Source organism: Thermus islandicus DSM 21543 (assembly GCF_000421625.1).
GTDB classification, from domain to species: Bacteria; Deinococcota; Deinococci; order Deinococcales; family Thermaceae; genus Thermus; species Thermus islandicus.
Genome location: NZ_ATXJ01000018.1, coordinates 1 through 19,086, shown reverse-complemented (window position 1 = coordinate 19,086; position 19,086 = coordinate 1). Strand labels below are relative to the sequence as shown.

Sequence of the window (19,086 nt, the reverse complement as noted above, 5' to 3'; positions counted from 1 at the left end):
CTTGACACGTTTGTGTGGGTCTGGTAGATTTTTCTTTGCGCTGCCTGGTGGGCGGCGGGGGATCTTGAAAGCTGGGGTGGAGATGGAAGGCCACGTGGGACGTGGTCTTTTGAGGGTCAAGATGCTAAGGGCCCACGGTGGATGCCTAGGCCCCCGAGCCGAGGAAGGACGTGGCTACCTGCGATAAGCCAGGGGGAGCCGGTAGCGGGCGTGGATCCCTGGATGTCCGAATGGGGGAACCCGGCCCGTGGGAACACGGGTCACCGCCCTTTGGGGCGGGGGGAACCTGGGGAACTGAAACATCTCAGTACCCAGAGGAGAGGAAAGAGACATCGACTCCCTGAGTAGCGGCGAGCGAAAGGGGACGAGCCCAAACCGCCTGGCTTGTCCGGGCGGGGTTGTGGGGCCCTCAAATGCCGAATCCCAAGCCTAGCCGAAGCTGTTGGGAAGCAGCGCCAGAGAGGGTGAAAGCCCCGTAGGCGAAAGGTGGAGGGATAGGCGAGGGTACCCGAGTACCCTGGGGTTCGTGGAGCCCTGGGGGAATCTGGGCGGACCACCGCCCAAGGCTAAGTACTCCGGGTGACCGATAGTGCACCAGTACCGTGAGGGAAAGGTGAAAAGAACCCCGGGAGGGGAGTGAAACAGAGCCTGAAACCGTGGGCTTACAAGCAGTCGCGGCCCCTTTGTGGGGTTGCGGCGTGCCTATTGAAGCATGAGCCGGCGACTCACGGTCGTGGGCGAGCTTAAGCCGTTTAGGCGGAGGCGTAGGGAAACCAAGTCCGAACAGGGCGTCTAGTCCGCGGCCGTGGACCCGAAACCGGGCGAGCTAGCCCTGGCCAGGGTGAAGCTGGGGTGAAACCCAGTGGAGGCCCGAACCGGTGGGGAATGCAAACCCCTCGGATGAGCTGGGGTTAGGAGTGAAAAGCTAACCGAGCCCGGAGATAGCTGGTTCTCCCCGAAATGACTTTAGGGTCAGCCTCAGGTGCTGACTGGGGCCTGTAGAGCACTGATAGGGCTAGGGGGCCCACCAGCCTACCAAACCCTGTCAAACTCCGAAGGGCCCCAGGTGGAGCCTGGGAGTGAGGGCGCGAGCGATAACGTCCGCGTCCGAGCGCGGGAACAACCGAGACCGCCAGCTAAGGCCCCCAAGTCTGGGCTAAGTGGGAAAGGATGTGGTGCCGCGAAGACAGCCAGGAGGTTGGCTTAGAAGCAGCCATCCTTTAAAGAGTGCGTAATAGCTCACTGGTCGAGTGGCGCTGCGCCGAAAATGATCGGGGCTCAAGCCCAGCGCCGAAGCTGCGGGTCTGGGGGGCAACCCCCAGGCGGTAGGGGAGCGTTCCCCATGCCGACGAAGGTCGTCCGCGAGGGCGGCTGGAGGCAAGGGAAGTGCGAATGCCGGCATGAGTAACGATAAACAGGGTGAGAATCCCTGTCGCCGTAAGCCCAAGGGTTCCTACGCCATGGTCGTCAGCGTAGGGTTAGGCGGGACCTAAGGTGAGGCCGAAAGGCGTAGCCGAAGGACAGCCGGTTAATATTCCGGCCCTTCCCGCAGGTGCGATGGGGGGACGCTCTAGGCTAGGGGGACCGGAGCCATGGACGTGCCCGGCCAGAAGCGCAGGGTGGGGGGTAGGCAAATCCGCCCCCCAAAAGCTCTGCGTGGTGGGGAAGCCCGTGAGGGTGACAACCCCCCGAAGCCAGGGAGCCGAGAAAAGCCTCTAAGCACAACCTGCGGGAACCCGTACCGCAAACCGACACAGGTGGGCGGGTGCAAGTGCACCAAGGCGCGCGGGAGAACCCTCGCCAAGGAACTCTGCAAGTTGGCCCCGTAACTTCGGGAGAAGGGGTGCTCCCCGCGAGGGGAGCCGCAGTGAACAGGCTCTGGCGACTGTTTACCAAAAACACAGCTCTCTGCGAACCCGTAAGGGGAGGTATAGGGAGCGACGCTTGCCCGGTGCCGGAAGGTCAAGGGGAGGGGTGCAAGCCCTGAACCGAAGCCCCGGTGAACGGCGGCCGTAACTATAACGGTCCTAAGGTAGCGAAATTCCTTGTCGGGTAAGTTCCGACCTGCACGAAAAGCGTAACGACCGGAGCGCTGTCTCGGCGAGGGACCCGGTGAAATTGAACTGGCCGTGAAGATGCGGCCTACCCGTGGCAGGACGAAAAGACCCCGTGGAGCTTTACTGCAGCCTGGTGTTGGCCTTTGGTCGCGCCTGCGTAGGATAGGTGGGAGCCTGTGAAGCCGCCCTTTCGGGGGCGGTGGAGGCGCCGGTGAAATACCACCCTGGCGCGGCTGGGGGCCTAACCCAAGGGATTGGGGACAGCGCTTGGCGGGCAGTTTGACTGGGGTGGTCGCCTCCTAAAGGGTAACGGAGGCGCCCAAAGGTCCCCTCAGGCGGGACGGAAATCCGCCGGAGAGCGCAAGGGTAGAAGGGGGCCTGACTGTGAGGCCTGCAAGCCGAGCAGGGGCGAAAGCCGGGCCTAGTGAACCGGTGGTCCCGTGTGGAAGGGCCATCGATCAACGGATAAAAGTTACCCCGGGGATAACAGGCTGATCTCCCCCGAGCGTCCACAGCGGCGGGGAGGTTTGGCACCTCGATGTCGGCTCGTCGCATCCTGGGGCTGAAGAAGGTCCCAAGGGTTGGGCTGTTCGCCCATTAAAGCGGCACGCGAGCTGGGTTCAGAACGTCGTGAGACAGTTCGGTCTCTATCCGCCACGGGCGCAGGAGGCTTGAGGGGAGCTCTTCCTAGTACGAGAGGACCGGAAGGGACGCACCTCTGGTTTCCCAGCTGTCCCTCCAGGGGCATACGCTGGGTAGCCATGTGCGGAAGGGATAACCGCTGAAAGCATCTAAGCGGGAAACCCGCCCCAAGATGAGGCCTCCCACGGTGTAAAGCCGGTAAGGACCCGGGAAGACGACCCGGTGGATGGGCCGGGGGTGTAAGCGCCGCGAGGCGTTGAGCCGACCGGTCCCAATCGTCCGAGGTCTTGACCCTCTCCGCACTGATCCCCACCCCAGCAGGATCCCCCGCCCCCCGAGGCGGTGCGGGACCTTTGAAAAGCAAAACACAAGAATCCCCCGTGCCCATAGCGGCGTGGACCCACCCGTTCCCATTCCGAACACGGAAGTGAAACGCGCCAGCGCCGATGGTACTGGGACCGCAGGGTCCTGGGAGAGTAGGTCGGTGCGGGGGATTTTCCCTTGCGGGAGTAGCTCAGTCGGTAGAGCACGACCTTGCCAAGGTCGGGGTCGCGGGTTCAAGTCCCGTCTCCCGCTCCAACTCAACCCCCCTCCCCAGGAGGGGGGTTAGGCTTTTATTTCAGGCTCTCGTCGGAGAGCCAGTCGGTCCAGGTTTCCAGGTGGGCGACGTCGGAGACGGTCAGGACCTCTCGTTCCGGGAAGAGGATCCGGGTGATGGAGGTGTTGGGGATGTGGAAGCGCCGCCAGGCCTCCCTTTCCAGCTCCAAGGCCAGCTTGAGGGCGGCGCGGATGATCCCCCCATGGGTAACGAGGAGGTGGCGGCCTGTAGGCAGCCGGTCCAGGAAGGTCTGGAGGCGTCGGGCTAGGTCAGCCATGCTCTCCCCGCCAGGGCGGGGGGTGTTCCAGGGGTCCTTTAGGGCGTTTTGCAGAAACTCGGGGTAGCGGGCCTCCGCTTCCTCCCGGCTGAGCCCAGCTAAGGCCCCCACGTCAATCTCCCGGAGGAGCGGGGTGGTGTGGAGGGGTAGCCCTAGGACGGTGGCCAAGGGCTCCGCGGTTTCCCGTGCCCGGCGGAGGTCGGAGGCGTAGAGTCCGTCAAAGGCCAGGCGGCTTTTGGCCAGGCGCTGGGCCAGGCGGAAGGCCTGGCCGATGCCCACCGGGGAAAGGGGAACGTCCAGATGGCCTTGGTAGCGCCTCTGGGCGTTCCATTCCGTCTCTCCGTGGCGGACCAGCCAGAGTTCCTTCATAGGAGGTAGACGCCGGACCCGCGGACCACCCGGCCCACGAGGAAGCCCCCCACCAGGCCTTGCGCCCTTCGGGCCTCCTCTTCTGGGAGGATCAGGAGGAGCCCTAGGCCCATGTTGAAGACACGGAACATCTCCGCTTCCGGGATCCCCCCCAGGCGCTGTAGGTAGGGGAAGACAGGGGGCACGGGCCAGGTGCCCCTTTGCACCTCCGCTCCGAGGCCCTGAGGGAGGGCTCGAGGGAGGTTCTCGGGCAGGCCCCCCCCGGTGATGTGGGCGATGGCGTGGACCTCCACCCCTGCCTCCTTGAGGCGGAGAAACTCCGCCAGGTAGCCCTGGTGGGGGCGGAGCAGGGCCTCTTTAAGGGTGGTCCCCAGCTCAGGGACGAAGGCGGAAAGGTCCATTCCCGCCACCACCTTTCGGATCAGGGAGTAGCCGTTGGTGTGGGGCCCGGAGGCGGGGAGGGCGAGGAGGAGGTCGCACTCCTGCACCCTCTCTGGGCCCAGGATCTCCTCCCGCTCCACCACCCCCACCATGGTCCCGGCCAGGTCCCAGGCCCCCTCGAGGTAGACCCCGGGCATCTCTGCGGTCTCTCCCCCCAGAAGGGGGATCCCGAGGGCCCGGCAGGCCTCGGCCAGGGAAGTGAGGAGGGGGAAGAGGACCTCCTCCTTCAGGCGGCTTGCCGCCAGGTAGTCCAGGAAGAAAAGGGGCCTCGCTCCCTGGCAAAGGAGGTCGTTCACCGAATGGTTCACCAGGTCAAAGCCCAGGCCCGAAACGTCCCCCGCCTCGAGGGCGAGGAGGACCTTGGTGCCCACCCCATCGGTGGTGGCCACCAGGACGGGGTGGCGCATCCCCTTGAGGGCCCCGGCATCAAAGAGCCCGCCGAAGGCGCCCAGACCCCTCAGCACCTCCGGGGTGTAGGTGGCCTCCACCTGGGCCCGGGCCCGCTTGAGGGCCAGGGCCTTGGCCTCCGGGTTGACCCCTGCCTCCTCGTAGCGCATCCGCCCTATCCTACCCCAAGGGCTTCCCGCAGAAGGCGGCGCACCAGGTCGGGCCGGGCCTGGCCTTGGGTCTTGCGCATCACCTGGCCCAAAAGGGCGTCCAGGGCCTTGATCTTTCCCTGGCGCACGCTTTCTGCGGCCTCGGGCATGGCGGCGATAACCTCCTCCACCAGCCTCCTCAGGGCCTCCTCGTCGGCCACCACCCCAAGCCCCCGCGCCCGCACCAGGGCCTCGGGGTCCTGGCCCTCCAGGAGCTCGGGCAAAAGCCCCTTGGCTACCCGGCTCGTGATCTCCCCCCGCTCAAAAAGGGCCACCAGGCGGGCGAAGGCCAGGGGGGTGAGGCGGGTGGCCTCCAGGGCGAGCCCCCGCTCGTTCAAGAGCCCCACGAGGTCCACGAGGAGCCAGTTGGCCAGGGCCTGGGGGGAGGCGAGGCCGAAGGAGAGGGCCTGGTCCAGGAAGCGGGAAAGGGCCGGGGCGTAGGCCAGGGCCTCGGCGTCTTTTTCCTTGATGCCCAGGGCCCGGTAGCGCTCCTCCTTCGCCCAGGGGAGTTCCGGGAGGCCCGCTCGCACCTCCGCAAGCCAGGCCCGGGGGACGGGCACCGGGGGCAGGTCGGGCTCGGGGAAGTAGCGGTAGTCCGCCTCCTCCTCCTTGGTGCGCATGGGGTAGGTCTTGCCGCTCCCCTCTTCAAAGCCCAGGGTGGCCTGCTTCACCCGCTCCCCTCGCCTTAGGAGCTCCGTCTGGCGGCGGATCTCGTACTCCAGGGCCCGCTGGACACCCTTGAAGGAGTTCAGGTTCTTGACCTCCACCTTGGTGCCCAAAGGCTCTCCCGGACGGCGGAGGGAGATGTTGACGTCGGCCCGGAGCTTGCCCTCCTCGGGGCTTGCGTCGGAAATCCCCAGGGTCTGGACCAGGGCCTGGATGCGCTGGAGGAAAAGCCTCGCCTCTTCCGGGGTCCTGAGGTCGGGCTCGGTGACGAGCTCAATGAGGGGGCTACCCGCCCGGTTCAGGTCCAGGAGGGTCCTGCCCTCCAGGTGGAGGCTCTTTCCCGCATCCTCCTCCAGGTGGAGGCGCCGGATGCGCACCTGGCGCCCCTCCAGGGGCAGGGCCCCTCCCCGGCCCAAGGGGAGGTCGTACTGGCTGATCTGGTAGTTCTTGGGCAGGTCGGGGTAGAAGTAGTTCTTGCGGTGAAAGACGAGCCTGTCCGGCACCTCCGCTCCCAGGGCCAGGGCGAGCCTGAGGCCGTACTCCACCGCCTTCCGGTTGGGTACGGGCAGGGCCCCGGGCAGGCCCAGGCAGACGGGGCAGACGTGGGCGTTGGGGGGAGCCCCGAAGGGGTCCGCCGGGCAGCCGCAGAACATCTTGGTGCGGGTCTTGAGGTGCAGGTGGACCTCGAGGCCGATGACCGCCTCAAACATGGGACCAGTGTACTAGCGGGCGGGCCTTTCCTCCGCCCCGGCCAGGCGCATGAACTCCTTGGGGTCCACCGCCCTCGCGAGGCCCATCTCGTAGGTGATGAGCTTGCGCTTGTAGAGGTCGGCGAGGCAGGCGTCCATGGTGATCATCCCGTACTGCCCCCCGGTCTGGATGACCGAGCGGAGCTGGTGGCTCTTCCCCTCCCGGATGAGGGCCCTAACCGCCGGGGTGGCGATCATGAGCTCGTAGGCTAAGACCCTTCCGCCCCCGAAGGCCTTGGGGAGGAGCTGCTGGGTAAGGACCGCCACCAGGTTGTTGGAAAGCTGCACCCGCACCTGCTCCTGCTGGTTTTCTGGGAAGACGTCCACGATGCGGTCCACCGTCTCGGGGGCGGAGTTGGTGTGGAGGGTGCCCATGACCAGGTGGCCCGTTTCCGCGGCGGTGATGGCGGCGGCGATGGTCTCGTAGTCCCGCATCTCCCCCACCAGGATCACGTCCGGAGCCTGGCGCAAAACGCTGCGGAGGGCCTTGTGGAAGCCGTGGGTGTCGGAGCCGATCTCCCTTTGGTTGACGATGGCCTTCTTGTGCTTGTGGAAGAACTCTATAGGGTCCTCAATGGTCACGATGTGCACGGGCCTGCGCTCGTTGATGTAGTCGATCATGGAGGCCAAGGTGGTGCTCTTGCCGGACCCTGTGGGCCCCGTAACCAGGACGAGGCCCCGGGGGCTTAGGGCGATCTCGGCGATGGCCTTGGGGAGGCCGAGCTCCTCAAAGCTCTTGACCGTAGCCGGCACCACCCGGAGCACTCCGCCCACGCTCCCCCGTTGTAGGAAAACGTTCACCCGGTAGCGCCCCTTGCCGGGGAGGCTAAAGGAGAAGTCCAGCTCCTTTTCCTCCTCAAAGATCCGCTGCTGCTTCTCGTCCATGAGGGCATACATCAGGCTCCGGGTGTCCTTGGGGGAGAGGGGTTCGTACTCCGTGGGGTGGAACTCCCCGTCGATCTTCAGCATGGGGGGAAGCCCCACGGTGATCACCAGGTCGCTCGCCCCCCGTTCCGCCGCCAGGCTTAAAAGGTCCACGATGTCTGGAATCTTGGCCATGCTGTCCTCCCTTACTCAATCGTCCTCGCCAGAACCTCCTCGAGGGTGGTGATCCCTTGCAAGGCCTTCTGGATGCCGTCCTCCCGCAGGGTCTTCATCCCCTTCCTGCGGGCGATCTCCTTGATCTCCGTGGCCGACTTGCCCGCCACGATGGCATGGCGGATCTCGTCGTCCACCACCAAAAGCTCGTGGATGGCGTAGCGGCCCCGGTATCCCGTGCCCCCGCACCGCTCGCACCCCATGCCCTTGTAGAGCTTTGTCTCCCGGATCTCCGCCTCCGAGAGGCCCAGGCGCCTCAGGGCCTCGAGGTCGGGCTTGACCTCCACCTTGCAGTGGTCGCAGATCTTCCGCACGAGCCTCTGGGACAGAACCCCGATCAGGGCCGCGGAGATGTTGAAGAGCTCCACCCCCATCTCGTCCAGGCGGGTGATGGCCTGGGCCGCATCGTTGGTGTGAAGGGTGGCGATGACCAGGTGCCCGGTGAGGGCGGCCTCGGTGGCGATCTTGGCCGTCTCGGAATCCCGGATCTCCCCCACCATGATGATGTCCGGGTCCTGCCGGAGGAAGGCCCTAAGGGCCCGGGCGAAGGTGAGCCCGGCCTGGGGGTTCACCTGGGTCTGGTTGATCCCGGGGATCTCGTACTCCACCGGGTCCTCGATGGTCTGGGTGTTCTTGTCCGGGGTGGCGATGCGCTTCAGGATGGAGAAGGTGGTGAAGCTCTTGCCCGACCCTGTGGGCCCGGTGATGAGGAAGATGCCATAGGGCTTGGAGATCACCTCCTGGAAGCGCTCAAAGACCCCGGGGGCGAAGCCTAAGCCCTCAATCTCCGGGATGTCGGCGGCCTTCTTCAGGAGGCGCATCACCGCCTTCTCCCCGTAGACCGTGGGCAGGGTGGAGAGGCGGAGGTCCAGGTCAATGGCCCCTTCCCGGTAGCGCACCCGGCCGTCCTGGGGGAGGCGCTTCTCGGCGATGTTGAGCCCGCCCAGGATCTTGATGACGCTGATCACAGGGTTCAGGGCCCCCTTGGGCAGGGTGGTGTACTGGCGCAGGGTGCCGTCAATCCTTAGGCGCACCAGGACATCGCTCTGGCGGGGCTCCACGTGGATGTCCGAGGCTTCTTGCAGGTAGGCCTCCCGGATCACCTGCCGGACGAACTTTTGGGCGGCGCTTTCGTCCAGCTCGGTGACGGCGGCTTCCTCTTCCTGGTAGCCTTTGGAGAGCTCCTTGGCCAGCTCCCCCAGCTCCTCCTTGCCGTAGAAGCGCTCAATGAGCTTGGTGATGGCGGCCTCGGTGGCCACGGCCGGGGCCACCTCGTAGGCGAGGCCCTTCCGCTTAAGGGCCAGGCGCACATCGTCCAGGGCCAGGATGTTCCGGGGGTCCTTCATGAGGAGGACCAGGGTCCGGCCCTCCAGGCGGTGGGGGAAGATCCCGTAGCGGCGGCAAAGGTCCTCGGGGAGGAGGAGGGCGGCGCTGGGGTCCGGCGGGTGCTCCTCGGGGTTGAGGTAGGGGTAGCCCATCTGGGCGGCCACCGCCTGGGCCAGGGCCTCGGGCTTGAGCTTCCCCGACTGGACCAGGGTGTCCTCCAGCCGCCCCCCGCCCTGCCGCTGCTTCTTTAGGGCCTCCTCCACGTCCTCGGGGCGGGCCAGGCCCAGCTCCACCAGGATCTCCCCCAGGGGCTTGGCCTTGGGCAGGCGTTTTTGCACCTCGAGGGCCTCCCTGAGGTTCTCGCGGGAGAGGCGGCCCTCCTGTACCAGGACCTCCCCCAGGCGGCCCTTTTCCGGGTAGGCCCGGTGGAAGAGGTCCTCCCAGGCCTTGGGGAGCGTGAGGAAAAAGCGGGCGGGGCGGCCCAGAAGCTCCTCCACGGCGCCCATGTGCCTCGGGTCGGCGAGCACCACCTCCACCTTTCCCTCCTTCAGGGCCACGGGCACCGCGCTGTACTTCAGGGCGTCCCCGCGCAGGAGGAGGGCGGTAGCCGCGGGGTCGGGAAGGAGGCCCTCCGTGGAGGGGAGGAACTCCAGGCCCTTCTGTTCTGCCAGGGCCTCGTAAAGCTTCTCCTCGGGCAGCCCCTTGCGCACCAGGATCCTTCCCAAGAGGTCCCCGGTGCGCTCCTGCTCCGCCAGGGCCTCCTCCAGGGTGGTCCGGTCCACCAGGCCCCGGCTTACCAGAAGCTCCCCCAGCTTCAGCTCCGGTCCGCCCGGGCCCGGAGGGGAGGAGGGCAGGGGCAGGCCGAGCTCGGGAAAGTTCCTGGCCAGGGCGTAGAGGAAAGCGCTTTTGGTGGCCTGGTAGGGCTCCACCACCAGGCCGGTGAGGTCCTCCACCTCCTCCAGGGCCAGGGTGTCCAGGGGGTTCACAAAGGCCACCCGGACCACCCCGGCCTCCTCGTCCAAGGCAAAGGGAAGGGCCTGGAGCTCCTTGGCCTTTTCCGCGGGCAGGAGGGCTTTGACCTTAGGAGGGATCTCCAGGGCGTGGAGCTCCACCAGGGGGATGCCGAAGTGGTCCTCTATGGCCTGGGCGATGCGCTTTTCGGAAAGGAGCCCCATGTCCACGAGGACCTCCGCCAAGGAGCCTCCCACCTCCCGGTGCCTTTCCAGGGCCATCTGCAGCTCCTCGTCGGTGAGGAGCCCGGCATCCAAGAGGATGGCCCCAAGCCGCTTGTCGCCGATGGTGAGCACGCTCATGCCGAACCCCCTCGAGGCCTTCTAAAGGGAGTCTCCAGCATCCGTATGAAACGCGTGTAAAAGAACTCCCGCTCCTTTAGGGGAGGTACCAAGACGGTGTAGGCCCCCACCAGGTTCCCCCCCAGGACGTCGGTGAAGACCTGGTCCCCCACCACCGCCACCTCCCTGGGGGGAAGGCCTAGGGTCCGCAGGGCCTTGCCAAACCCCAGCCAGGGCTTAAGGGCAGGGGCGTGGCCGGGAAGCCCAAGCCTCTCCTGGAGGCGGGCAAAGCGCTCGGGGAGGGCGTTGGAGAGAAGGTAGATGGGCGCTTCCCGCCTAAGCTCAAGGAGCCAGGCCCGGTAGGCAGGGGAGAGGTCCTCCTCCCCGTAGGGCAGGAGGGTGTTGTCCAGGTCCAGGATCACCCCCTTGAGGCCCCGCGCCCGAAGCCACTCCGGGGTGAGGTGGAGGAGGGAGGGCAGGACCGCCCGGGGAAAGAGCATGGCCTCATTGTGCCACGGGCGGGGTGAACGGGCGCTTAACCGGGGAGGAGGACGAGCCCCCACATCCGCCCCGTCCTCCCCCCATCGCGGCGGTGGGAGAAGAGGTGAGGGGCGCAGTGGGAGCAAAGCCCTACCCGGTAGATCCGCTCCTCCCGGAGCCCTGCCCTTTCCGCCTGGAGGAGGAGGGCCTTCTCCAGGTCCAGGAGGTACCTCCCCGGGGACCCAGGGTCCTCCCGGAAGGTGAAAAGCCCCGCCTCGGCGAAGCGGAGGGCCACCTCCTCCCCCACCTGGTAGCAGCATCCCCCGATCCCTGGGCCGAGGGCAAGGTGGGCCTCCTGCGGGTCCAGGCCTATCCTTTCCAGGAGGGCGAGGGCTTTAAGGAGGATCCCGCCTACCACCCCCCGCCAGCCCGCGTGCAACGCCCCCACCAGTCCCCCGGGATGGTAGAGGAGAAGGGGGTAGCAGTCCGCCACCCCCACCCGGAGGAGGAGGCCGGGGGTGCGGGTGAGGAGGCCGTCCCCCTCCCATACCCCGGGGCCCTCCACGAGGTGCACCTCCGTGCCGTGCACCTGCCGGAGGCCGGCCACAGGGGGGTGGCCGAAGGCGGCCAGGACCCGACGCTGGTTCTCCGCCACCCTTTTGGGATCGTCCCCGGTGGCGGCGGAGAGGTTGAGGCTCCAAAAGGGGCCCTGGGAAACCCCGCCCACCCGGGTGGTGAAGCCGTGGGGCACGGGCAGGGGGGTGAGGAGCAGGGGGACCACGGGACCATTCTGCCACAGGGATTGTGCCCTTTACCCATGAGCTTCATGGGCTCATATGTATACTGGGCCCATGCGGACCGACCGGAACCAGATCCGCTTCAACCAGGTTCTGCTGGTGGCCCTCCTCCCCTTGGGGGCCCTTTTGGACCGGCCCGGGCTCGTCTACCTCCTCTTCCTCCTCATGGCGAGCCAGCACACCCCTTGGGACCTGATGGCGGCCCTAAAGCGCCTCCTGCGGATCCCGCCCCGGGCGGTGGAGGAGGACCCCCGGCCCCACCGCTTTGCCCGCAGCCTGGGAGCGCTTTTCCTTGGGCTCGCCAGCCTCGCCCTGCTCCTAGGCCTTAAGGCCCTGGGCTACGGCCTTGCCCTCCTGGTGGCCCTCCTCGCCTTCGTCAACCTGGCCTTCGGCTTTTGCCTGGGCTGCTTCCTTTACCTCCACCTGCGCTACGCCCGGGCCCTCATGGGCGGCCGATAGCCTCGAGGAGCTTGACCACCTCCAAGGCGGTGAGCACCGCCTCGGCCCCCTTGTTCCCCGCCTTGCCCCCGGAGCGCTCCAGGGCCTCCTCGAGGCTGTTGGTGGTGAGGACCCCGAAGACGATGGGCTTCTCCGTTTGGAGCATGGCCTGCATGAGGCCGCTTGCCGCCTGGGCGGCCACGTACTCAAAGTGGGGGGTTTCCCCCCGGATCACCGCTCCCAGGGCCACCACCGCGTCCACGTCGGGGCGGCTGGCCAGGCGCTTGGCCACCAGGGGAAGCTCAAAGGAGCCGGGCACCCAGGCCACCAGGACCTCCCGGGGCTCCCCTCCCAGGCGGGCGTAGGCCTCGAGGGCCCCCTCCAGGAGGGCCTTGGTCACGCGCTCGTTGAAGCGGGCCACGGCCACGGCGAGCCGCACCCCCTTGGCGGTGAGGATGGGGGAGAGGTTCTTGCCCTGCATGGCCCCACTATACCGGCTGGGGCTCCCGGCGGCCTTAGACTACGGGGGTGGAGCGCTACCTCCTGGTGGCCTTGGGCGGGGCCTTGGGCTCCGCCCTTCGCTACGGCCTGGGGGCCTGGGTGCAGGGGCACTTGGGCCCAGGCTTTCCCTGGAGCACCCTCCTGGTGAACGCCCTGGGGAGCTTCCTCATCGGCGCCGTGGTGCGGCTTTCCCTGGAGGGGGCCCTTTCCGGGGAGGCCCGGCTCTTCCTGGGGGTAGGGGTTTTGGGAGGGTTCACCACCTTCTCCAGCCTGAGCTACGAGACCCTCGCCTTCCTCCAGGACGGGGAGCCCCTGAAGGCCCTGGCCTACGCCCTGGGTAGCCTGGTTTTGGGCCTTCTCCTGGTCTACCTCGGCTACCGCCTCGGGGGTATCCTGGGGGCATGAGGTTGGAGGGAGAGGCCAAGCTCTTGCGCATCTTCATCGGGGAGTCCGACCGCTACGGGGGGCGGCCCCTCTACGAGGCCATCGTCCTCGAGGCCAGGAAACGCGGCCTCGCCGGGGCCACGGTGTTCAAGGGCTTTATGGGCTACGGGGCCCACTCCCGCATCCACACCGCCAAGATCCTCCAGCTCTCGGAGGACCTGCCCGTCATGGTGGAGATCGTGGACGAGGAGGAGCGGATCCGGGACTTCCTCCCGGTCCTGGACGGGATGGTGCGGGAGGGCCTGGTGACCCTGGAAAGGGTGGAGGTGATCCGCTACCGGGGCTAGGTGCCCTAGCCCCCTTTTCCCCGGGGGGCCTTGGCCTAACCTGGGGGTATGGACAGGGTGCCCCCCGGCCAGATCCTCACCGAGCGCTTCCCCATCCTCACCTACGGGGAGGAGCCGGAGGTTTCCCCGGAGGCGTGGCGCTTCACCCTGGCGGGCCTGGTAGAGGAGTCCCTGACCCTCACCTACGAGGACCTCCTCGCCCTGCCCCAGGTGGACCTCACCCGGGACTTCCACTGCGTGACCCGCTGGAGCCGCCTGGACGTGGCCTGGCGGGGGGTGAGGGTGCGGGACCTCCTGGAGCGGGCCCGTCCCAGGCCCGAAGCGGTGGCCGCCCTGGTGGAGAGCTACGGCGGCTACACCACCAACCTCCTCCTGGAGGACCTCCTTAGGGAGGACGTCCTCCTGGCCCACACCCTCTTCGGCCAGCCCCTCCCCCGGGAGAGGGGCGGCCCGGTGCGCCTCCTCGTCCCCCACCTCTACGCCTGGAAGAGCGCCAAGTGGGTGCGGGCCATCACCCTTTTGGACCACCTGGAGCTCGGCTTCTGGGAGCGGCTGGGGTACCACTGGCGGGGGGATCCCTGGCGGGAGGAGCGCTTCCAGGAGGGCCCCATCCCCGCCGCCAGCTTGAGGTTTAGGAGTAAAAAAACCTGATATACTAAAACTTAAGGAGGTGGCTATGCCGGCCCTGGAGCGCGCCCGCCTCGAGGTGGACGAGGCCCTAAAGGCCTACGAGGCCTGCGTGGAACGGGAGGAGGCGGAGTACCGGGAGGAGTACGAGCGGGTGACCTTCATGGAGTACGAGGCCCCAGCCCCCGACCCCTGCGCCGAGGCCTTTTTGCGCCTCCTGAGGGCGGTGCAGGCCTATGAGGCCGCCGGGGGGCGCCGGGAGGACCTCCCCTTGGGGGCAAGGCGGGACCAGGTCTACGAGGCCCTGGACAGGGAGTAGGCCACGGGCCTGCCCTCGCGGAAATAGTGGGCCTCCTGGAAGCCCAAGGCGACGAGGAGGGCCTGGGTTTCGGGAAAGGCGAAGCCCACCTCCTCGGGGCGGTGGGCGTCGGAGCCCAGGACGAGGCCGATGCCAAGCTCCCGGGCCCTCCGGAGGAGGGCGGGGGCGGGGTAGACCTCCCCGATGGGCTTCCTGAGCCCGGCGGTGTTCACGTCCAAAAAAAGCCCCCCCTCGGCGATGGCCCGAAGAGCAGGCTCGGCCAGCTCCAAGAGGGCCTCCTCGGGCAGGCGGTGGCCGAACTTCTTGGGCAGGTCCAGGTGGCCGATGGCGTGAAAGAGGCCGCTACGGGCCGCCTGCTCCACCTCGGCGAAGTAGGCGCGGAAGACCTCCTTTAGGTCCCGAAAGCGGTACTCCTCCTGGTGGTCCGGGTGGTCCAGGGGCCAAGCCCAAAGGTAGTGGACGCTCCCGATCACGTAGTCCCAGGGGTAGCGCCGCAGGACCTCCGCCACGAAGGCCTCCGTTCCCGGGTGGTGGTCGGCCTCGAGGCCGATCCCCACGTAGAGGTCGGGGTGCTTCTCCCGCACCCGCTCCAGGGCCAGAACGTAGAAGGGAAGCTCGGCAAGCCGCATCCGGCTTTCCGGGTCGTACCAGGAGGGCATGGGGGCGTGGTCGGTGAAGACCACCCCCCTTAGCCCCCGCTTTCGCGCCTGGAGGAGATAGGCCTCCGGGCTCCCCTCGGCGTGCCCGCAGAGGGGGGTGTGAACGTGGCTATCCACCATGGGGGGATTCTATCCGCACCACCTGTCCCTTGGCGGCGTAGACCACCACCTCCCGGCCCAGGGCCCGGGAGAGGTCCAGGGAGAGGAAGGGGTCCTCCTGGAGCGCCTCTTTTGGGTCCACCTCCTGCACCAGGACCGGGACGAAGGGGGGGATGAGCTTTGGGTAACGCTCCAGGATGGCCTCTACCTGGAAGCGCGCCTCATAAAGGCGCTTCAGGGCGAAGAGGGCCTCCTGGGGGTTGGCGGCCCGCTTCGAGGCGCCCTCCCCCGCGTAGCGCAGGAGGAAGGGCCCCCTGCCCTCCAGGGTCCTCAGGAAGGCCTCTGCCCGCTCGGGGAGGAGGTAGCTCTCCCGCACCGCCCGCCTGGCTTCCTCCGCCGCCAGGAGAAGGCGCTCCTCGTCAATCCGCACCCCGAAGACCCCCCGGAAGAGGTTTTGGATGCGCTCTTCCAGGTTGTTGAGGCGAAAGAACTCCGCCTCGAGGGCCACCGCCCACGTGGGGGCCACGGGCAGGCCAAGGGCCAGGGCCTTTTGGAGGAGGGAAAGCTCCCCCTGTCCCTCGGCCTTCTCCAGGGGGACTACCACGGCGGGAGGTGCGGGCCTTCAGGCAAAGTCCACCCCTTCGGCCCGGGTGACCTTGCCCTGGTAAAGGAAGGTCACCTGGCGGAGGGCGGCCTGCAGGTCAAAGGGGGTGAGGGCGCTTGTAGCGTCCTCGGGGAGGACCACCTGGTACCAGCGTAAGGCCGCCGAGCCCGCGGTGTGGAGCACGCAGATGTTGGCCACCGTCCCCGTGACCACCACGTGCTTCACCCCGAAGAGGCGGAGGTAATGGTCCAGGGAGGTGCCGTAGAAAGCGTCGTAGCGCACCTTCTGGATGACGAGCTCTTGGGGCCTAGGCTTAAGCGCCTCCACGATCTCCGCCCCCCAGGTGCCCGCCACCGCGTGCCGGGGCCAGATCTTGAACTCCGGGTCGTCCTCCCGGTGCCAATCCTGGGTGAAGACCACCCTGGCCCCCCGCGCCCGGGCCTTCTCCAGAAGGCCCTGGATGACCGGAATGGTCTTGGGGGCGTCGGGGACGAAGAGGGCGCCTTCAGGATGGGCGAAGTCGTTCTGCATGTCCACCACGAGGAGGGCCGTTTCCTTGGCGGGAAGCGTCACGCCTGCCTCCTTGGGGATTTCGGGAACCTCCACCATGCCTTCATTATGCCTCGGCCTTGACCCCCGGCGGCCCAGGGCCTACACTCGTTCGCATGAAAATACGGGACCTCCTCCGTGCCCGCCGGGGGCCCCTGTTCTCCTTTGAGTTCTTCCCCCCCAAGACGCCCGAGGGGGAGGAGGCCCTTTTCCGCACCATGGAGGAGCTGAAGGCCTTCCGCCCCGCCTTCGTCTCCATCACCTACGGGGCCATGGGGAGCACCCGGGAAAGGAGCGTGGCCTGGGCCCGGCGCATCCTGGACCTGGGGCTCACCCCCCTGGCCCACCTCACCGTGGCCGGGCAGAGGCGGGAAGAGGTGGCCAAGGTCCTTGGGCGCTTCGTGGCCAGCGGGGTGGAGAACGTCCTCGCCCTGCGGGGCGATCCGCCGAGGGGGGAGCGGGTCTTCCGGCCCCACCCCGAGGGGTTCCGGTACGCCTCGGAGCTCGTGGCCCTGATCCGGGAGCGCTACGGGGAAGCCCTCTCCGTGGGCGGGGCGGCCTACCCCGAGGGGCACCCGGAGAGCGGGAGCCTCGAGGCCGACCTCCGCCACTTCAAGGCCAAGGTGGAGGCGGGCCTGGACTTCGCCATCACCCAGCTCTTTTTCCACAACGCCCACTACTTCGGCTTCCTGGAGCGGGCACGGCGCCTGGGGATCGCCATCCCCATCCTCCCCGGCATCATGCCCATCACCAGCTACCCGCAGCTCCGCCGCTTCACCGAGGTCTGCGGGGCCAGCATCCCGGGGCCTCTTCTCTCCAGGCTGGAGCGCCACCAGGACGACCCCGAGGCCATCCTGGAGATCGGGGTGGAACACGCCACCCGCCAGGTGGCCGAGCTCCTGGAGGCCGGGGTGGAGGGGGTGCACTTCTACACCCTAAACCGAAGCCCCGCCACCCGTATGGTTTTGGAGCGCCTGGGCTTTAAACCGGCCTAAACCCCCACGCCCTCCCCCAGGCGCGCCAGGCCCACCTCCTGCCCCCGTAGGGCGAGGAGCTTGCCCAGCTCCAATAGCTTTTCCTCCTCCCCGTGGACCAGGATCACCCGGGGCTGGCCCTGGAGCCAGTCCAAGAGCTCGTCCTGCCCTGCGTGCCCGGAGAAGCCGCCCAGGGTGTGGACGCTGGCCCGCAAAGGTACCTCCTCCCCCAGGATCCGCACGGCGGGGGGCCGGGCGATGATGGTCGCTCCGAGCCCTCCTCCCGGTTGGTAGCCCACGAAGACCAGGGCGTTTTTGGGGTCGGCGAGGCCGTGCTTCAGGTGGTGGAGGATCCGCCCCCCCGTGAGCATCCCGCTCCCCGCGATGACCACCATGGGGCCGGGGGCGTGGTTCAGAGCCTTGGAGGCCTCCACGGTTTCCGTCACCTCGAGGTTCTTGGGCCGGAAGGGGTTCCGGCCCGCCAGGAAGTGGGCCTGCACCTCCCCGCTGAAGTAGCGCACCAGGCTTGGGTAGAGGGAAAGGACCCTTTCGGCCAGGGGGGAGTCCAAGACGATGGGGGCCTGAGGCAGGCGGTGGCCGTGGGTATAGAGGACGTAGAGGATCTCCTGGGCCCTTTCCACGGCGAAGGAGGGGATGAAGACCTTGCCGCCCCGAGCCAGAGTTTCCCCCAGGATGGCCAGAAACTCCGCCACCGTTTCCCGGTAAGGGCGGTGGGGCCGGTCGCCGTAGGTCCCTTCCGCGAGGACCAGGTCGGCCTTGGGGGGAGGGGAGGGATTGGGGAGGACCTCCTTTTCCCGGTTGCCCAGGTCCCCGCTATAGACCAGGGTCTTTCCCTCTCCCTGGACCACCAGGAAGGCGCTTCCCGGGAGGTGGCCCGCCTGCCCCAGGGTGAGGGTAAGCTCCCCGATTCGGAGCCACTCCCCGTACTCCAGGGGCCTGAGGTGGTTTAGGGCTTCCTCCACGTCCTCTGCCCCGAAGAAGGGCTCCTCCATGACCTTGAGGGCGTCCTCGAGGATCAGGCGCATGAGGAGGCCGGTGGCCCAGGTGGCGTACACGGGCCCCCGGTACCCTTCGCGGAAGAGCTTGGGCAGCCTGCCCACATGGTCCAGGTGGGCGTGGGTCAGGACCACGGCGTCCACTTCCTTGGGGTTGAAGCCGAAGGGTCCGTGGTTCTTGGCCTCCTCCCGGCCCTGGAACATCCCGCAGTCCAGGAGGACCCGCTGCCCCTCCGCCAGGAGGAGGTGGCAGCTTCCCGTCACCTCCCGGGCCGCGCCAAAAGGTACGATGCGCATGCCCTTATCTTGACACTTTCACCCCGTTGTGTTAGCCTAGTCCCTCGGACAGGGTCCTATCCCCCGTCCTGCCACCCTAGCTCAACCGGTAGAGCACCCGACTTGTAATCGGGGGGTTGGGGGTTCAACTCCCCTGGGTGGCTCCAAAAGCGGCGAGGGCAGGTGCCCGAGCGGCCAAAGGGGACGGTCTGTAAAACCGTTGGCGCACGCCTACGCTGGTTCGAATCCAGCCCTGCCCACCATCCGGTGTGCCGAAAGCACACCCCGCGCGGGAGTAGCTCAGTTGGTAGAGCATCGGCTTCCCAAGCCGAGGGTCGCGGGTTCGAGTCCCGTCTCCCGCTCCACGAGCTCGCGTAGCTCAGCAGGTAGAGCACACCCTTGGTAAGGGTGAGGTCGCCGGTTCGAGCCCGGCCGCGAGCTCCATCTTTTTGTCTGCCCTGGGCTTCTGGCCCCCGGGGCAGGCTTTGTGTGCCGAAAAGAGGAGGGACCATGGCGAAGGGCGAGTTTGTACGGACGAAGCCTCACGTGAACGTGGGGACGATTGGGCACGTGGACCACGGGAAGACGACGTTGACGGCGGCTTTGACCTTTGTGGCGGCGGCGGAGAACCCGAATGTGGAGGTGAAGGACTACGGGGACATTGACAAGGCGCCGGAGGAGCGGGCCCGTGGGATTACGATCAACACGGCGCATGTGGAGTACGAGACGGCGAAGCGGCACTATTCGCACGTGGACTGCCCGGGTCACGCGGACTACATCAAGAACATGATCACGGGTGCGGCGCAGATGGACGGGGCGATTTTGGTGGTGTCGGCGGCGGATGGTCCGATGCCGCAGACGCGGGAGCACATTTTGTTGGCCCGTCAGGTGGGGGTGCCGTACAT

General features: G+C 67.3%; 19 protein-coding genes, 5 tRNA genes and 2 rRNA genes. 14 read left to right on the top strand and 12 right to left on the bottom strand.

From position 1 onward, the window contains the following. Positions 1-114 precede the first annotated feature (114 nt). The 3 genes from H531_RS0110785 to H531_RS0110775 all read left to right on the top strand — a co-directional run bounded on the left by H531_RS0110785 (position 115) and on the right by H531_RS0110775 (position 3,278). A 23S ribosomal RNA gene (locus H531_RS0110785) occupies positions 115-2,994 on the top strand. Positions 2,995-3,075: 81 nt separating this feature from the next. Next, positions 3,076-3,192: ribosomal RNA gene (gene rrf, locus H531_RS0110780) — 5S ribosomal RNA — on the top strand. A 10-nt stretch (positions 3,193-3,202) separates the two neighbouring features. Then, positions 3,203-3,278: transfer RNA gene (locus H531_RS0110775), tRNA-Gly, on the top strand. Positions 3,279-3,313: 35 nt separating this feature from the next. Here the strand turns inward: H531_RS0110775 and H531_RS0110770 are convergent. The 7 genes from H531_RS0110770 to H531_RS0110740 are packed head-to-tail and all read right to left on the bottom strand — an operon-like array spanning position 3,314 to position 11,372. Next, on the bottom strand, positions 3,314-3,943 hold the full coding sequence (locus tag H531_RS0110770) for a histidine phosphatase family protein (RefSeq protein WP_022799347.1): 630 nt from the start codon (positions 3,941-3,943) through the stop codon (positions 3,314-3,316). Next, complete coding sequence (gene purM / locus H531_RS0110765) at positions 3,940-4,941, bottom strand: phosphoribosylformylglycinamidine cyclo-ligase (RefSeq protein ID WP_022799346.1); 1,002 nt, start codon at positions 4,939-4,941, stop codon at positions 3,940-3,942. Before purM ends, H531_RS0110770 begins: the two co-directional genes overlap by 4 nt. A 5-nt stretch (positions 4,942-4,946) precedes the next feature. Beyond that, positions 4,947-6,356: an Asp-tRNA(Asn)/Glu-tRNA(Gln) amidotransferase subunit GatB gene (gatB, locus tag H531_RS0110760; RefSeq protein ID WP_022799345.1), complete on the bottom strand. Its 1,410-nt coding sequence runs from the start codon at positions 6,354-6,356 to the stop codon at positions 4,947-4,949. Between the two features lie 12 nt (positions 6,357-6,368). Continuing rightward, a complete protein-coding gene (locus tag H531_RS0110755) occupies positions 6,369-7,454 on the bottom strand; it encodes a type IV pilus twitching motility protein PilT (RefSeq protein WP_022799344.1) in 1,086 nt (361 codons plus the stop codon). Between the two features lie 11 nt (positions 7,455-7,465). Next, positions 7,466-10,132, bottom strand: coding sequence for a type IV pilus assembly ATPase PilB (gene pilB, locus H531_RS0110750; RefSeq protein ID WP_022799343.1), 2,667 nt, complete (start codon positions 10,130-10,132; stop codon positions 7,466-7,468). Continuing rightward, positions 10,129-10,611 carry a YqeG family HAD IIIA-type phosphatase gene (locus tag H531_RS0110745; protein ID WP_022799342.1) on the bottom strand — a complete coding sequence of 161 codons (483 nt, stop codon included), beginning with the start codon at positions 10,609-10,611 and terminating at the stop codon, positions 10,129-10,131. Before H531_RS0110745 ends, pilB begins: the two co-directional genes overlap by 4 nt. Positions 10,612-10,646: 35 nt before the next feature. Then, on the bottom strand, positions 10,647-11,372 hold the full coding sequence (locus H531_RS0110740; RefSeq protein ID WP_022799341.1) for a purine nucleoside phosphorylase YfiH/LACC1 family protein: 726 nt from the start codon (positions 11,370-11,372) through the stop codon (positions 10,647-10,649). 70 nt (positions 11,373-11,442) lie between these two features. Between H531_RS0110740 and H531_RS0110735 the strand changes: the two genes are divergently transcribed. Then, positions 11,443-11,847 (top strand): DUF4395 domain-containing protein, encoded by a 405-nt coding sequence (locus H531_RS0110735; RefSeq protein ID WP_022799340.1) that lies wholly within the window; start codon positions 11,443-11,445, stop codon positions 11,845-11,847. Here H531_RS0110735 and ribH read toward each other — a convergent pair. After that, positions 11,831-12,307: a 6,7-dimethyl-8-ribityllumazine synthase gene (gene ribH / locus H531_RS0110730; RefSeq protein WP_022799339.1), complete on the bottom strand. Its 477-nt coding sequence runs from the start codon at positions 12,305-12,307 to the stop codon at positions 11,831-11,833. The genes H531_RS0110735 and ribH overlap by 17 nt on opposite strands. Before the next feature lie 47 nt (positions 12,308-12,354). Between ribH and crcB the strand changes: the two genes are divergently transcribed. Genes crcB through H531_RS0110710 form a run of 4 tightly spaced genes read left to right on the top strand, consistent with a single transcriptional unit; the run spans position 12,355 to position 14,004 of the window. Continuing rightward, positions 12,355-12,732 (top strand): fluoride efflux transporter CrcB, encoded by a 378-nt coding sequence (gene crcB, locus H531_RS0110725; protein WP_022799338.1) that lies wholly within the window; start codon positions 12,355-12,357, stop codon positions 12,730-12,732. Beyond that, positions 12,729-13,058, top strand: coding sequence for a DUF190 domain-containing protein (locus tag H531_RS0110720; RefSeq protein WP_022799337.1), 330 nt, complete (start codon positions 12,729-12,731; stop codon positions 13,056-13,058). The genes crcB and H531_RS0110720 overlap by 4 nt, the downstream gene beginning before the upstream one ends. A gap of 48 nt (positions 13,059-13,106) precedes the next feature. Continuing rightward, positions 13,107-13,709, top strand: coding sequence for a sulfite oxidase-like oxidoreductase (locus tag H531_RS0110715; RefSeq protein ID WP_022799336.1), 603 nt, complete (start codon positions 13,107-13,109; stop codon positions 13,707-13,709). A gap of 25 nt (positions 13,710-13,734) precedes the next feature. Next, positions 13,735-14,004 carry a hypothetical protein gene (locus tag H531_RS0110710; RefSeq protein ID WP_022799335.1) on the top strand — a complete coding sequence of 90 codons (270 nt, stop codon included), beginning with the start codon at positions 13,735-13,737 and terminating at the stop codon, positions 14,002-14,004. On the opposite strand, the gene H531_RS0110705 is transcribed toward H531_RS0110710, so the two are convergent. The 3 genes from H531_RS0110705 to H531_RS0110695 are packed head-to-tail and all read right to left on the bottom strand — an operon-like array spanning position 13,980 to position 15,975. Then, complete coding sequence (locus tag H531_RS0110705; protein WP_022799334.1) at positions 13,980-14,783, bottom strand: histidinol-phosphatase HisJ family protein; 804 nt, start codon at positions 14,781-14,783, stop codon at positions 13,980-13,982. The genes H531_RS0110710 and H531_RS0110705 overlap by 25 nt on opposite strands. Further along, positions 14,773-15,366, bottom strand: coding sequence for a hypothetical protein (locus H531_RS0110700; RefSeq protein WP_022799333.1), 594 nt, complete (start codon positions 15,364-15,366; stop codon positions 14,773-14,775). The genes H531_RS0110705 and H531_RS0110700 overlap by 11 nt, the downstream gene beginning before the upstream one ends. An 18-nt stretch (positions 15,367-15,384) precedes the next feature. Continuing rightward, a complete protein-coding gene (locus H531_RS0110695) occupies positions 15,385-15,975 on the bottom strand; it encodes a nicotinamidase (protein WP_022799332.1) in 591 nt (196 codons plus the stop codon). A 56-nt stretch (positions 15,976-16,031) separates the two neighbouring features. Between H531_RS0110695 and metF the strand changes: the two genes are divergently transcribed. Then, entirely contained in the window at positions 16,032-16,910 is an 879-nt protein-coding gene (metF, locus tag H531_RS0110690) for a methylenetetrahydrofolate reductase [NAD(P)H] (RefSeq protein WP_022799331.1), read from the top strand. On the opposite strand, the gene H531_RS0110685 is transcribed toward metF, so the two are convergent. Beyond that, positions 16,907-18,202, bottom strand: coding sequence for an MBL fold metallo-hydrolase (locus H531_RS0110685; protein WP_022799330.1), 1,296 nt, complete (start codon positions 18,200-18,202; stop codon positions 16,907-16,909). The genes metF and H531_RS0110685 overlap by 4 nt on opposite strands. A gap of 70 nt (positions 18,203-18,272) precedes the next feature. Here H531_RS0110685 and H531_RS0110680 point away from each other — a divergent pair. From H531_RS0110680 to H531_RS13665, 5 genes are all read left to right on the top strand, one after another. Then, a tRNA-Thr gene (locus H531_RS0110680) sits at positions 18,273-18,348 on the top strand. 10 nt (positions 18,349-18,358) lie between these two features. Continuing rightward, a tRNA-Tyr gene (locus tag H531_RS0110675) sits at positions 18,359-18,444 on the top strand. Between the two features lie 26 nt (positions 18,445-18,470). Then, a tRNA-Gly gene (locus H531_RS0110670) sits at positions 18,471-18,546 on the top strand. Between the two features lie 3 nt (positions 18,547-18,549). Continuing rightward, positions 18,550-18,625: transfer RNA gene (locus tag H531_RS0110665), tRNA-Thr, on the top strand. A gap of 66 nt (positions 18,626-18,691) precedes the next feature. Continuing rightward, a partial coding sequence (locus tag H531_RS13665; protein ID WP_156860495.1) for a GTP-binding protein occupies positions 18,692-19,086 on the top strand: 395 nt, incomplete at its 3' end.

Excerpts from the sequence above, each read along its gene's own strand:
- H531_RS0110770 (WP_022799347.1), bottom strand. The coding sequence starts at position 3,943 with ATGAAGGAACTCTGGCTGGTCCGCCACGGAGAGACGGAATGGAACGCC.
- purM (WP_022799346.1), bottom strand. The coding sequence starts at position 4,941 with ATGCGCTACGAGGAGGCAGGGGTCAACCCGGAGGCCAAGGCCCTGGCC.
- gatB (WP_022799345.1), bottom strand. The coding sequence starts at position 6,356 with ATGTTTGAGGCGGTCATCGGCCTCGAGGTCCACCTGCACCTCAAGACC.
- H531_RS0110755 (WP_022799344.1), bottom strand. The coding sequence starts at position 7,454 with ATGGCCAAGATTCCAGACATCGTGGACCTTTTAAGCCTGGCGGCGGAA.
- pilB (WP_022799343.1), bottom strand. The coding sequence starts at position 10,132 with ATGAGCGTGCTCACCATCGGCGACAAGCGGCTTGGGGCCATCCTCTTG.
- H531_RS0110745 (WP_022799342.1), bottom strand. The coding sequence starts at position 10,611 with ATGCTCTTTCCCCGGGCGGTCCTGCCCTCCCTCCTCCACCTCACCCCG.
- H531_RS0110735 (WP_022799340.1), top strand. The coding sequence starts at position 11,443 with ATGCGGACCGACCGGAACCAGATCCGCTTCAACCAGGTTCTGCTGGTG.
- ribH (WP_022799339.1), bottom strand. The coding sequence starts at position 12,307 with ATGCAGGGCAAGAACCTCTCCCCCATCCTCACCGCCAAGGGGGTGCGG.
- H531_RS0110720 (WP_022799337.1), top strand. The coding sequence starts at position 12,729 with ATGAGGTTGGAGGGAGAGGCCAAGCTCTTGCGCATCTTCATCGGGGAG.
- H531_RS0110715 (WP_022799336.1), top strand. The coding sequence starts at position 13,107 with ATGGACAGGGTGCCCCCCGGCCAGATCCTCACCGAGCGCTTCCCCATC.
- H531_RS0110710 (WP_022799335.1), top strand. The coding sequence starts at position 13,735 with ATGCCGGCCCTGGAGCGCGCCCGCCTCGAGGTGGACGAGGCCCTAAAG.
- H531_RS0110705 (WP_022799334.1), bottom strand. The coding sequence starts at position 14,783 with ATGGTGGATAGCCACGTTCACACCCCCCTCTGCGGGCACGCCGAGGGG.
- H531_RS0110695 (WP_022799332.1), bottom strand. The coding sequence starts at position 15,975 with ATGGTGGAGGTTCCCGAAATCCCCAAGGAGGCAGGCGTGACGCTTCCC.
- metF (WP_022799331.1), top strand. The coding sequence starts at position 16,032 with ATGAAAATACGGGACCTCCTCCGTGCCCGCCGGGGGCCCCTGTTCTCC.
- H531_RS0110685 (WP_022799330.1), bottom strand. The coding sequence starts at position 18,202 with ATGCGCATCGTACCTTTTGGCGCGGCCCGGGAGGTGACGGGAAGCTGC.